The organism is Flagellimonas amoyensis (genome assembly GCF_003058265.1).
GTDB classification, from domain to species: domain Bacteria; phylum Bacteroidota; class Bacteroidia; order Flavobacteriales; family Flavobacteriaceae; genus Flagellimonas; species Flagellimonas amoyensis.
In genome coordinates, this window is sequence record NZ_QBUK01000016.1 from 1 (window position 1) to 11,709 (window position 11,709).

Annotated in this window: 15 protein-coding genes and 1 tRNA gene; 2 read left to right on the top strand and 14 right to left on the bottom strand. The window is 45.5% G+C overall.

All coding sequences use genetic code 11. The features are described 5' to 3' along the window. Window positions 1-37 precede the first annotated feature (37 nt). The 6 genes from DB398_RS18760 to DB398_RS17760 form a co-directional block, all read right to left on the bottom strand. The gene (locus DB398_RS18760; protein WP_108425803.1) at window positions 38-340 is read right to left on the bottom strand and encodes an Arm DNA-binding domain-containing protein; all 303 of its coding nucleotides are present in this window, start codon (window positions 338-340) and stop codon (window positions 38-40) included. A 230-nt stretch (window positions 341-570) separates the two neighbouring features. Continuing rightward, window positions 571-644 (bottom strand) — tRNA-Arg (locus tag DB398_RS17740). A 102-nt stretch (window positions 645-746) separates the two neighbouring features. Beyond that, window positions 747-1,574, bottom strand: a complete 828-nt coding sequence (locus DB398_RS17745) for a sugar phosphate isomerase/epimerase family protein (RefSeq protein WP_234416377.1) — start codon at window positions 1,572-1,574, stop codon at window positions 747-749. A gap of 180 nt (window positions 1,575-1,754) precedes the next feature. Beyond that, entirely contained in the window at window positions 1,755-2,354 is a 600-nt protein-coding gene (locus tag DB398_RS17750; protein ID WP_108425805.1) for a YceI family protein, read from the bottom strand. 85 nt (window positions 2,355-2,439) lie between these two features. Further along, complete coding sequence (locus tag DB398_RS17755) at window positions 2,440-3,702, bottom strand: hypothetical protein (RefSeq protein ID WP_108425806.1); 1,263 nt, start codon at window positions 3,700-3,702, stop codon at window positions 2,440-2,442. 44 nt (window positions 3,703-3,746) lie between these two features. Further along, window positions 3,747-4,349: a YceI family protein gene (locus DB398_RS17760; RefSeq protein ID WP_108425807.1), complete on the bottom strand. Its 603-nt coding sequence runs from the start codon at window positions 4,347-4,349 to the stop codon at window positions 3,747-3,749. A gap of 297 nt (window positions 4,350-4,646) precedes the next feature. Between DB398_RS17760 and DB398_RS17765 the strand changes: the two genes are divergently transcribed. Continuing rightward, window positions 4,647-6,623, top strand: coding sequence for a monovalent cation:proton antiporter family protein (locus DB398_RS17765; protein WP_108425808.1), 1,977 nt, complete (start codon window positions 4,647-4,649; stop codon window positions 6,621-6,623). A 3-nt stretch (window positions 6,624-6,626) separates the two neighbouring features. On the opposite strand, the gene DB398_RS17770 is transcribed toward DB398_RS17765, so the two are convergent. The 8 genes from DB398_RS17770 to DB398_RS17805 form a co-directional block, all read right to left on the bottom strand. Next, window positions 6,627-7,151 (bottom strand): DUF5004 domain-containing protein, encoded by a 525-nt coding sequence (locus tag DB398_RS17770; RefSeq protein ID WP_108425865.1) that lies wholly within the window; start codon window positions 7,149-7,151, stop codon window positions 6,627-6,629. Window positions 7,152-7,207: 56 nt separating this feature from the next. Beyond that, entirely contained in the window at window positions 7,208-7,477 is a 270-nt protein-coding gene (locus tag DB398_RS17775) for a hypothetical protein (RefSeq protein WP_108425809.1), read from the bottom strand. Between the two features lie 35 nt (window positions 7,478-7,512). Further along, complete coding sequence (locus DB398_RS17780) at window positions 7,513-7,926, bottom strand: SRPBCC family protein (RefSeq protein WP_108425810.1); 414 nt, start codon at window positions 7,924-7,926, stop codon at window positions 7,513-7,515. A gap of 1 nt (window position 7,927) precedes the next feature. Further along, window positions 7,928-8,353, bottom strand: coding sequence for a VOC family protein (locus DB398_RS17785; RefSeq protein ID WP_108425811.1), 426 nt, complete (start codon window positions 8,351-8,353; stop codon window positions 7,928-7,930). 38 nt (window positions 8,354-8,391) lie between these two features. After that, complete coding sequence (locus DB398_RS17790; RefSeq protein WP_108425812.1) at window positions 8,392-8,769, bottom strand: DoxX family protein; 378 nt, start codon at window positions 8,767-8,769, stop codon at window positions 8,392-8,394. A gap of 102 nt (window positions 8,770-8,871) precedes the next feature. After that, window positions 8,872-9,780: a VOC family protein gene (locus DB398_RS17795; RefSeq protein WP_108425813.1), complete on the bottom strand. Its 909-nt coding sequence runs from the start codon at window positions 9,778-9,780 to the stop codon at window positions 8,872-8,874. A gap of 32 nt (window positions 9,781-9,812) precedes the next feature. After that, the gene (locus DB398_RS17800; protein ID WP_108425814.1) at window positions 9,813-10,178 is read right to left on the bottom strand and encodes an iron chaperone; all 366 of its coding nucleotides are present in this window, start codon (window positions 10,176-10,178) and stop codon (window positions 9,813-9,815) included. A gap of 18 nt (window positions 10,179-10,196) precedes the next feature. After that, window positions 10,197-10,604: a VOC family protein gene (locus tag DB398_RS17805; protein ID WP_108425815.1), complete on the bottom strand. Its 408-nt coding sequence runs from the start codon at window positions 10,602-10,604 to the stop codon at window positions 10,197-10,199. A gap of 115 nt (window positions 10,605-10,719) precedes the next feature. On the opposite strand from DB398_RS17805, the gene DB398_RS17810 reads away from it, so the two are divergent. Then, complete coding sequence (locus DB398_RS17810; RefSeq protein ID WP_108425816.1) at window positions 10,720-11,703, top strand: GlxA family transcriptional regulator; 984 nt, start codon at window positions 10,720-10,722, stop codon at window positions 11,701-11,703. Window positions 11,704-11,709: the final 6 nt, after the last annotated feature.

The following is an 11,709-nucleotide window of genomic DNA, read 5'->3' on the forward strand; positions in this document are numbered from 1 at the left end:
CACTATGCTCACTTTGGTCCGCCGCGGGTGGCTCAGTTTAATCCGCCGAAGGTGGTATACTATGCCCGTTTTTTGCAGTTCTAGACCGAAGTTCACGATAGCATTGAAAAAGTTCTGTTTCAACTTCCATCAGATAAGTATTGATTTCCTGAGCTTCTTTTGTTCGCCCCAGAACCTTCGACCCCTTACTGTCCCATATCTCTTTCGGGATAGTATACTTTAAACTCATGTTTGCCCTTTGCGAATCAACGGTGATTCGGGCATAGATCTTTGCGTTGTCGTCATTTCTTCGGGAAGTACTTATCCAGAAACTGATTGAAAATGTTGTCCGGGTTCTCATAGGTTTTGTGTTAAATTGAACGATAATTACCTACGAAAGTCAAATACTAAAGGATTGTAAGATAGTTAATTACACGCTTATTCGGTTAACACTTTGAAGAAAAAATTTACTAACCGAATTACAAACCAAAACATACCATTTCAAACCGATTCAAATGGGGCTGCTAAAACATTAAAGCCTTGCAAATCAATAAGATATGCAAGGCTTTGTTTTTGTTTGAACTCATAAAGTGATCGCGGAAGGATTCGAACCTTCGACCGTCTGCTTAGAAGGCAGATGCTCTATCCAGCTGAGCTACGCGACCGCACTTTTGCGGGTGCAAATATACTAATGTGAACCGTTGTAAAAAATATTTTTTTCATTTCTTACCCCTTTCACTGGAAAAAGCTCTAGGCCAATAATTTAACTAGTCAAAGCCTATCTCCTTGATGCCCTCATGGCTGATCTTGATGACCTCTAGCGGTTCTTTGTCCCATGTCATATCCTGTTCCACAAAATATTTCATCATCCCAGAGGTCTCTTTTTCGTCCAAAATCCTCTTAAAATCGATATGGCCTTCACCCACAGGGGCAAACTTGCCTTCGTCGTCCATATCCTTTACGTGCCATGACTTGAACCTGCCTGGATATTTTTCAAAATAAGCTACGGGATCTGCCCCTGCCTTGGTCACCCAATAGAGGTCCATCTGGAAGTTCACGTATTTAGGGTCGGTATTCTCCAATAGATAATCTATGGTAACCACACCATCTTCGTTCTTCTTAAATTCAAAATCGTGGTTGTGGTACAAAAGTTTGAGGCCGGCTGCTTCACATTTCTTGCCCAGTTCCGTGAGTATGTCCGCCAAGTCCTTGACAGTACCTTTCATTCCCATGGTACGGGATTCCATATCAAAGGTGAACATCCCCATAGGCGGCACTGGAATGGTGAAATACTCAAACCCGGCTGTCTTTACCGCTGCAATCTGCTCATCGGCATTCTCTAGGGTCACTGTTCCCTGATGTGTGCTAACTGGTTTGAGTCCCAATCTTTCCAGATAGGCCTTAAAATCCTCTGGGGCCATCCCATAAAATTTTCCTTCGTTGTAACCGGCAGCTTCGACGTAGGCGTATCCTGCGTCCTCCACTTTTTCCAAAGTAGCTTTTGGATCCTTGCCCATATGGTCCCTGACCGTATAAAGGGCCAGTCCGCCAAAATTGTCCTGTGCCTGCATTGAAGTTGCCAAAGCGCCCAGCATCAAGACGGTTAGGGCCTTTTTTCCATTGTTGATTATGAAATTGTGCATGTTGTTTGTTTTAGTTGAAAATCAGTCTCACAAGATACCTATTTTCCTGAAACATCACAGCACACATTTGAACATAAAAAAATCCGTTGGATGTACTATCGCAACGGATTGAATCTATAATTCCAACAAAACCTATATCTCCTTCAACTTAAGGGAAAGTTCTACCTTGATCTTATTGTCCACCTTGATCATTCCCAAAACTTTGCGGGGAGGTTCAAGTCCAAAATCGCTCAACAAGAGGTCCAAGGTCCCGTTCACACAAATATCCCCTGCTTGGACACAGCTCAGTGTGGTCTCATATTTACGGGCCACTCCTGCAATGGTAATTTCCATGCCCACTCCAATTTTTTGCCCACCGTTCTCGGCTGGGTCCACATGGAGCAGCCTGAGTTCCACTTGTGGGTGTTGCTCAGTTTTCAACAGCTCCCTGAAATCCTTGTTGATGGCCTTTCCTCCACAATCAAAGCAATCGTTCGCCAGTTTGAGCTTGGCATTTTTGAACTGGATCTGTTCCACTTTGTCATTATAGGTCAACTGCACGGGCACTTCGAGTTCCTGTACCTTGTACTTGCAGGTAAAACCATTGACATTGGTGGTACCGATGATCACCACCTCACTCTCAGGGGCCACCCACACCCTTGTCTCACGTTCCGGTGCAGAAAAGAAAGCCCCGAAGATAAGAAGGGTCATGGCGGATATGCTCTTGACGTTATGGATCACAAATGGTATCATGATAATTAAAGGTATTGATTTTTATGGTTTCAATCAAGGTCTGGGACGTTCGTCCCAGACCTTTTCACCTAAACTCAAGAGTGACCTAGAAACTGATGACAGCTTCCAACAAGACTCCTTTGAACTCCCCTTCGCTGAAGATACTTGCTGGGTCAAATCCATCGTACTGTTGGTTTACATACTCAATTTTGGCAAGTATGTTCTTGGTCAAGAAAATTCCGCCTCCCAATTGGAACCTGTCAATGGTAATGTCCTCTCCGGCAGCGGTGTCGGCATTTACCGTATTGTATCGGGTTCCTAGGTAGAAGTTTTCAGTTTTACCGAAGCGGTAGATAAGCTCTCCTGCCAATTGGGTAGCTGTCCTGTCGTCAGCCTCAGCATTTGTCTTACCTTTGGCCTGTTCAAAGGTTCCGAAGAACTCCAATCCTTTGTATTTTAGGAAAGGGTTCACCATAAAGGCTGTTATCTCATTTCGCATACCTGGGTCGAACCTACCGGAACGGAAATTGCCGGATGTAGAGGCCTCTGTGTTTTCCATGACCAAATAGTATCTGGAACCACTACGGTCGGCACTGTATAGGTAAACGTTGCCTGATTTTCCGGTGGAATACATAGATCCTGTCAAACGCAATCTAAAGTCATCTGTCAACTGTTTGTCATATCCCAATTTGGCCAAGATGGAAGCTCCTGTGGTTTCAGGATTGTTCACGGCTTGGTTCAATTTACCATTGGATAGCCCGAACATCCCGATGAAACCATTTTTCCTGAAATAGACCTCGCCACCTACCTCTGTGGTAAAGGCATCCATGATCAAGTTGCCCACAAAGGGGTTGTGCATGGCCTGGGCGTTGTCGGTTCTCCTAAAGTGTGCATCACCATAGTTGTTTTCCATGTGTCCCACTTTCACGGTCACATATTTCATGGCTTCCTCCAACAGTCCGGGGCTGATGAAATCCAAGTTGTCCACTTGGAAATACCCACCCTTCACATAGGGTTCTGGGTGGTGTCTGGAAGACAAGTAGGTCCTTAAGTGCATACGTACACCTTTGGCCAAGGCCACATCAAGATCCAAGTTGGCGGTTGCCAAGTTGAAGTTGTCCCCAATTTCAATAAGCTCCACGGCACCTGAGTTTTCATGGTCCACTGCCTGGAACTGTAGCGTGGATGATCCACCGATCCTTACCTTCACCCCATCAAAGGTAAGCGCCGTATCCTTTGGGCTTTCAAAAACATTGACACCGTTCCTGTCCGGTTGTCTGTAGTTGTCCAGATTTCGGTTTTGGGAATGACCCCATAGACCTACCATACATGTTATGGCAAACACCCCGTATTTTATGTATTTTTTCATTGTTATGGATTTTAAGTTGAGTACTTCTTTTATTGTTTATCTATTTATTTTTTCCAAACGGTATTGTAGTGGATCTCTATTTCATCACCTGTTTTGATGGTTCCCATCAAAGCTTTGGGAGGCTCTACCCCATAATCGGTCATTTTCAGTCCTTTTTTGCCTTCCAAAGTGGCCTTGTCACCATTTACCGTCAAATCAAAAGGCAGCTCTATTTTGTTTGTCTTTCCTGCAATGGTCAGGTTGCCATTGGCCACTACCTTGTATTTGTTCGTTGAGCCCACCGGAGTAATTTCCTTGACACCTGAAAGTTGGAAGACAATCTGCTTATGACTATCCGTGTTCAAGGCCTTGTAGGTGTTCTTGTCCATAGCTCCCTTTCCACTTTTTAGGCTTTCTGCCTCAACGGTGAACTTCAAGGTCGTGATCTTGGGCAGTTCCCCCGTAATGTCCACTTGGAGCGTTCCGGATTTTTGCTCGGCAACCTCTTCCCAATCATGCAGACTGGATGTTCCGGTGACCATGAGTTTCCCCTCACCATTGCTGAGCTTGAAACTTTGCGAGGAAAGGGTGATGGGCGCCAGACCCAACACCATTGCCAGTAAGGCTATTTTTACTGATCGCTGATTCATTTTGATATAACTTTTCATAGTTTCTAGGTTTTGATAGGACAAAGATCCTGTACAGACCATTCTTAAAAGATGATAATTGTCAGGTTTTTCCTAAAACTCCATTTTCCTATGGAAAACACCTCCTTTTTATCATTTTCGTAATGCAACAGGAGATCATTTGGGTTGAATTATATAGAAAGTATCCTATTTGAGAAACCCTGATTTCTTTGGAAAAGTTGACTGGGGAGGGACATACCAAAGACACTTTCTTCTTAACTTTGGGATTCTGGTCCACCAGTGGAAAATTGTTCCGATAACCATTAAAACCCTCCCGATATGCACTTACCCATGTTACAGGACTTTTTGATCTTGCTAGGACTTTCCATGGTAGTCGTATTTGTGCTGCAACGCTTGAAATTGCCTTCCATCCTCGGTTTTTTGGTCACTGGGATCTTGATCGGGCCTTATGGTTTTGGCCTTTTGCACGAATCGGAACAGATCGAGGCCATTTCAGAGATCGGGGTCATCTTACTGTTGTTCGTCATCGGGATGGAACTCTCCATCAAACAGTTGATGTCCATCAAGAACACGGTCTTTATAGGAGGTGCCTTGCAGGTGGGACTTACCGTATTGGTCTCTGGCTTGATCTATTATTTATTGGGCTTTACATGGAGCGAGGCCATTTTTGTGGGATTTCTTTTTTCACTGTCCAGTACCGCTATTGTGTTGAAGGTTTTGCAGGAGCGCAACGAAATGTCGTCCCCACATGGGCGCAATGCGCTGGCCATACTGATTTTCCAGGACATCATCGTGGTTCCCATGATGCTCTTCACCCCCATCATTGCCGGGCAATCGGGCAATGTGACGAACAGTATTCTGATGTTGTTGCTCAAAACGGCCATTGTTCTGGCCATTACCATCTTCAGTGCCCGGTATCTGGTGCCAAAATTGATGCACTTGGTAGCCAAGACCAAGAGCAAGGAACTTTTTCTGATCACCACCATCACCATTTGCTTTGCTGTGGCCTTTCTGACTTCAGAAGCAGGGCTTTCGCTGGCATTGGGTGCCTTTTTGGCGGGGCTGATCATTTCCGAATCCGAATATAGCCATCAGGCCACCAGCATCATATTGCCTTTCAGGGAGCTTTTCACCAGTTTCTTCTTCATATCGGTGGGCATGCTTTTGGACCTTACTTTTTTTGGAAAGCACGTGGGGGTCATTTTGCTCATCGTGTTTGGGGTTTTCCTTATCAAATCGTTGATTGCCGCCCTGTCCATTGCCGTACTCAAATATCCGGCAAGGACATTTCTGCTAACCGGCCTTGCCCTTTTTCAAGTGGGGGAATTTGCCTTTATCCTTTCAAAAGTGGGAATACAATATGGGTTGCTCAATGCTGAGACCAACCAATATTTCTTGGCCGTTTCCATCATTTCGATGTTCCTGACGCCGTTCGTGATCATTTTCTCGGAAAACATTGCTTTTGGTGTGATGAAACTGAGACCTATCAAAGCAGTGGACAAAATGCTCATGGCCTCGGAGGAAAAGGAAAAATCCGATGAGATGAAGAACCATTTGGTCATTATCGGCTATGGCATCAATGGTAGCAACCTCGCAAAGGCTGCCGAGTTCAGTAACATCCCCTACGTGGTGGTGGAGCTCAACGCCGATGTGGTGAGAAAGGAAAGGCAGAATAACGTACCCATCCATTTTGGGGATGCCACACAGGACCATATCCTGGAATTTGCACACGTGTCCAAGGCCCGGGTAGTGGTCATTGCCATTTCAGACCCGATAGCCACCAAGGCCATCATCAAGAACATCAGGAGCATCAGCCGGTCCATTCATATCATTGTGAGGACCCGTTATGTAAAGGAGATCACAGAATTGATTGCCATGGGTGCGGACGATGTGATCCCAGAGGAATTTGAAACGTCCATTGAGATATTTTCAAGGACCCTGCACAATTTTCTGGTACCCGAAGATGATATTGAGCATCTGGTGAACAGTGCCCGACTGGACAACTACGAACTGTTCCAAAACAAAAAAGGCACTCCTCGAACATTCAGACCCACCGAGTTCCCCGATTTCAACATTTCCTGCGTGCGGGTCAATACCGACGACAGGGATATTGTGGGCAAGGAACTCAAGGACCTTAACCTAAGGAATGCCTATGGCATCAATATTTTGGGCATTTCCAGAAAAAATGAGCTCCATAGTTCCATAAAGCCTTCCGATAAAATCTATCAGGACGACCTACTCTTTGTGAGCGGAGATCAAATGGGCATCGATCAATTCAGGAAAAGCATTGATTGACAATTAATCAGCTATGGCCAAGCTATAGACAAAGGTGATTTCAACAGCACTCACTACGCCATCCACATCCCTTACCTCAAAATCATTGGTGAAAGAGAATGCGGTTTGGTTGACATTGAATTCAATATCAGTGTTCTGCAGACTACATGCGCTGACCAAACTCAGGTTTGCCGAAGCATATTTCCAAGTACCTTCCAAGGTTGCCTTGTTCTGGCAATCCGTTGCATTTTGCCCTTGCCCATACTCATAACTTCTGTCCGAGTTGAAGGTGTAGGAGGCGTCCTTTTGACAGGCCGGGTATTGTGCAAAAAAATCTGTACTTGGATTGTCCACATCATCATCGGTAAGGTCAATTTCCTCATCTGCGACAATTGCTGAAAGCACCCAAGTACCAACGAGGTCTTCTTCAGCAGTGGTCAATTCACCTGTAAAATCCTCTGGACAATCAACCTCATTGTCCGAGTTGCAGGAAGAGATGATTCCTCCCATCAGTAGCATGACACCGATAATAAAAGCGTTTCTTTTCATAAACATATCAAATTTATAAGTTTATAGATTGATGGTGGAAACGCCATTTGGTTGCATCATTTTTCCCAAAATCTTTTTTGGCCCTCTCTTTTGACCTGGGTCACCACATCCGGCAACACCTCTATCTGGAACCCCAATCCCTTCACTATCCCATAGATACTTTCGATACAGATTTCCATGTCCAGCATGGATTGCACCCTAAGGATGTTGTCACAATCCTCTAGGTCAAAGTTGATGCCAAGACTTGGAAATTGGGTCTGTAGCGCGCCCAAGACCAGTTCGGCATTGAGATTCGATATGATGTTCGTTTTGAATACTTCTACCATGGCGCGATCATGACCTATCCTAAGGAACGGGAAATTTACCCTTCAGCATAGGTTTTAAAGTTATTGAGAATGGCCTGCCAACCTTCTTCCTGCATTTCCAAAGGATTTTGGTCCTCTGGGTCAAAAATGGTGGTCACCAAGGTCCCATTTCCTGAATTTTCGAAGGTGGTCGTGGCCTGTCTGCCATCCATCATGGTGTAGGAAATCTTTTTGTGCTCCACCACCTCATCATAAACGGCCTCAAAATCGAAACCAAAACTACCATCTTTTGCTTCCATCCTGGCCATATATTTGCCTCCGACCTTTAGGTCGTTCTCGGCCCTAGGACAGCACCAACTGTCTGCGGCAAAGTTCCATTGGGTAATGTGTCCTGGATCTGTCCAGCATTCCCATACTGTTTCCACATCATTTTTTACCATGGCCTTTACGGTGATTCTATGTGCTTCCATCTTATACGTATTGTTCGTTGAAGTTGATCATCCATCGTACACCGAACTTATCGGTGAAACTGCCAAAATAATCACCCCAGAACTGGTCTTCCATGGGCATTTCCACATCACCTCCCTGTGAAAGTCCATCAAAGATCCGGTCGGCTTCCTGCCTACTTTCTGGATGCAGGGAAATGTACACACTGTTCCCTTGGTTCAAGGTGTGGCCCATGGAAGGAACAATATCCGAGCCCATCAAAATGGTATCCTTGCCAATGGGAAGGCTGATGTGCATGATCCGGTTTTTCTCCTCTTCGTTGAGACCATCGGTGCCTGGGGCATCCTCCATCTTCATATGGGCAGTGAACTCACCACCAAAAACAGATCTATAAAAATGGAATGCCTCTTGGGTCTTTCCATCAAAGTTCAAATAGGGGTTTACTTTCATTTTTCTTGTTTTTTGTTGAAGATTAAATTGATTTTATTTTATTGAAATATGGGCCTGTACTTGTGCCTGTTCTCAAACATGATCCATCCCAAGATAACGGCCAGCACCAATGCGATGACGAATCCGCTGGTATCCACCACCGTGTTGACGAGCAAAATACCCACCATCACCGGGAAAAGAATCAATGCACCCAAGGCCCGTGTTCTGGGTATGATGACCAAAATACCACCAATGAGCTCGGCCAGACCCACCAAGGGCAATAGCCAAGAAATTTCCATCAGTGCTTGAAAATCCTTCAGCAAGGCTTCCGGCATTTCTTCTGGCATGGGCATGTAGTTCAAAAATTTGTTGAGGCCTGCATTGGCGAACATCAGTCCGAAGAGCAAGGCCAAAATGAAGAGAATCTTGTTTTTCATGATTGTTGAATTGTTTAGGGTTTGTCGATGATAAAACTAAGGGATAATACTGTGAAACCAAGGTGTAAAAACGGTGGTTTTAGGGGGCATTTCCGCCAAATCTTATTGATTATAAGCCGCTAACAATTGGTCCGTGTCCAGCTTCTTCATTTTCCAGAGGGCCTCCATCAACTGCTTTACACGATGGGGCTTACCATTGGCCAGTTTATCCGAAACAAGCTCGGGAACTATTTGCCAGGACACTCCATATTTGTCCTTCAACCAACCACATTGGGACTCACTGCCCCCATTCTTGGTAAGTGCTTCCCATAAATGGTCCACCTCTGCCTGATCTTTACAGTTTACATAGAACGAAATGGCCTCATTGAACGGCATTTCCGTTTCGGTACCATTGTCCATGACCATAAAGGTCTGCCCTTCCAGTTTACATTGGGCATGGTTCACCAACCCTTCAGGGCCTGGCTCATTTGCCCCGTACCTGGATATCCCGTCCAAGGAGGCGTTCCCAAAAATAGACATGTATTGGTTCATGGCTTGTTCTGCATTGCCCCTTTGGTCTCCGGAGTACATCAACAATGGGGTCACCCGTTGCCCTACATCGTCCAATTTGCCTTTCATCAGTTGCCAAGAAAGTCCAAAACGGTCGGTGACCCAACCATACCGATCGCTCCATGGATAGGTATCCAACGGCATCATTGCCTCACCACCATCGATAAGCTGTTTCCAGACTGAATCAACTTCCTCTTCAGTCTCAAAAATGACAAAAAAGGAGATGGATGCGTTGAACTGGAACATGGGCCCTGCATCAAAGGCATGAAAAGTGGTGCCATCCAAGGTAAAGCACCCATTTTGGACGGTCGTTGAAGGAAATGGGCTTCCCTCGGGCCATTTGTTCATAAAATGAATCTTTGAATTTGGGAAGATAGAAGTGTAAAATTTCATGGCCTCCTCAGCCTTGGCATCAAACCAAAGAAAGGGTATGATCTTTTGTGTGTGTGGTGTTGTTTTCATGATATGTCAATTTATGTGCTTTGTAAGTTGTACTATGGTTTGTTATCGTCCAGCTGTTGCTGGTATCTATAGGCCGTCATTCGCTTGATGAGCTCTATGGGCAATGGTCGGTCATGAGGAAACTGGACGGAGCCCTTTCCCTGCTTGTATCCGGCCAATTCCTTTGCAAAATGCTCATGGGCATTGGGCACCGCATAGAAACCCACATGTTTTTCATAGGCTGCGTAATAGACCAAAATCCCTTTGTATTTCAGGGCCGGCATATTGTAGCTGATCACTTCGCTGGCCAATGGGGCCACAGTTTTCAGTTCACGCCGGATGGTGTTCATACGCTCAAGGGCCACCTGGGGAATTTCCTTGAAATAATCGTCCACTGTGCTGAATTTCTTGCCTTTCATATTTGGGTTTTTATGTTCTTATTCTATTTGATAATGGAACAACCATTCGTTGCCATACTTGTCCACCAAACTCCCAAAAAGATTCCCCCAATGGGTCTTGTCCAGCGGATGGGAACTTATGCTCTCCCTTTTGAGTTTTTGGTAATATTCTTGCAATTGTTCTTCATTGGAAGCGCCCAAAAGAATGGATATGGAGTTGCCCTTGACCAATTCCCGGTCCACCATATCGGTACCCATCAGCAACATCCCGTCCTTTTTCAGTGCCGCCTGTACCACAAAACCCTTGAAATTTTTCGGAAACACTTCAGCCTTTGGCGTATCTTCCAACGTCTGGACCTCCAGTTTCCCTCCCAAACATTCTTGGTAAAATTCCATGGCTTCCCTGCAATTTCCATTGAATGTAAGATATGTAATGATCTGGTTCATTCCTTGCACAATTTTCAACACTACAAAGATGGTATGGAAGAAAAATAATTCTAGGGTGCGAAAACGTCCATTTCACGGGTTGATTCCGCCAAAGGTTTTCACTACTTTTGGAAACATGAAGACCATATCCATCTTAATTCCCAAAACTGCAGTGGCCTCAGGGGTCACAGCGGCCCGATACCTGTTCACAACGGCCAATCAATTTTTACAGGCCTCTGGCAAGGAACCCTTGTTCAAGGTACAAATGGTGGGCACCGACAAGGAAATCCGAATCCAGGACGGGGCCTATTCCATAACGACCGATGCCTTTTTGGAAGACGCAGGGCAGGCCGACCTCGTCATCATCCCTCCTATTTTTGGTGACATGCGGACCGCCATAGCCCTAAACGAACCGCTACTGCCTTGGATCACAAAACAGCGGGACATGGGCGCAGAGGTGGCCTCTTTGTGCATAGGGGCCTTCCTGTTGGCCTCCACGGGCATGCTGAACGGTAAAAAATGCTCTACCCATTGGGCATTTTACAACGAGTTCAAGGAAATGTTCCCCGAGGTTGAAGTGGTGGATGGCGGTGTCATCACCGAAGAAAATGGGATCTATTCCAGTGGCGGTGCCAATTCCATATGGAATCTTTTGCTCTATCTTTTGGAAAAATATACGAATCGTGACATGGCCATCTTGGCCTCCAAATATTTTGCCATTGATATCGACAGGGACAGCCAGGCGGCCTTCATGATGTTCACTGGCCAAAAAGACCACAACGACGAACAGGTAAAACAGGCCCAAGAGTACATTGAAGCGAACTATCATGAAAAAATTACCGTGGACGAACTTGCCGAAAGGGTCGCCGTAAGCCGAAGGAGCTTTGAACGCCGTTTCAAACAAGCCACGAACAACACTGTGGTGGAATATCTGCAACGGGTGAAGATAGAGGCGGCCAAGCGTAGTTTTGAGTCCACCCGAAAAAACATCACCGAGGTGATGTTCGATGTAGGCTATACCGATTCCAAAGCATTCCGCAACGTGTTCAAAAAAATCACGGGTCTCACGCCCATTGAATATCGTAACAAGTACAATAAGGATGTGACCATAGCGGCCTGACCTGAA

Coding starts and splice junctions, on each gene's coding strand:
- DB398_RS17745 (WP_234416377.1), bottom strand. CDS start 1,574: ATGCTGGGCGCTTTGGCAACTTCAATGCAGGCACAGGACAATTTTGGC.
- DB398_RS17790 (WP_108425812.1), bottom strand. CDS start 8,769: ATGAAAAACAAGATTCTCTTCATTTTGGCCTTGCTCTTCGGACTGATG.
- DB398_RS17765 (WP_108425808.1), top strand. CDS start 4,647: ATGCACTTACCCATGTTACAGGACTTTTTGATCTTGCTAGGACTTTCC.
- DB398_RS17795 (WP_108425813.1), bottom strand. CDS start 9,780: ATGAAAACAACACCACACACACAAAAGATCATACCCTTTCTTTGGTTT.
- DB398_RS17780 (WP_108425810.1), bottom strand. CDS start 7,926: ATGGAAGCACATAGAATCACCGTAAAGGCCATGGTAAAAAATGATGTG.
- DB398_RS17775 (WP_108425809.1), bottom strand. CDS start 7,477: ATGGTAGAAGTATTCAAAACGAACATCATATCGAATCTCAATGCCGAA.
- DB398_RS17785 (WP_108425811.1), bottom strand. CDS start 8,353: ATGAAAGTAAACCCCTATTTGAACTTTGATGGAAAGACCCAAGAGGCA.
- DB398_RS17805 (WP_108425815.1), bottom strand. CDS start 10,604: ATGAACCAGATCATTACATATCTTACATTCAATGGAAATTGCAGGGAA.
- DB398_RS17750 (WP_108425805.1), bottom strand. CDS start 2,354: ATGATACCATTTGTGATCCATAACGTCAAGAGCATATCCGCCATGACC.
- DB398_RS17755 (WP_108425806.1), bottom strand. CDS start 3,702: ATGAAAAAATACATAAAATACGGGGTGTTTGCCATAACATGTATGGTA.
- DB398_RS17810 (WP_108425816.1), top strand. CDS start 10,720: ATGAAGACCATATCCATCTTAATTCCCAAAACTGCAGTGGCCTCAGGG.
- DB398_RS17770 (WP_108425865.1), bottom strand. CDS start 7,151: ATGAAAAGAAACGCTTTTATTATCGGTGTCATGCTACTGATGGGAGGA.
- DB398_RS18760 (WP_108425803.1), bottom strand. CDS start 340: ATGAGAACCCGGACAACATTTTCAATCAGTTTCTGGATAAGTACTTCC.
- DB398_RS17800 (WP_108425814.1), bottom strand. CDS start 10,178: ATGAAAGGCAAGAAATTCAGCACAGTGGACGATTATTTCAAGGAAATT.
- DB398_RS17760 (WP_108425807.1), bottom strand. CDS start 4,349: ATGAAAAGTTATATCAAAATGAATCAGCGATCAGTAAAAATAGCCTTA.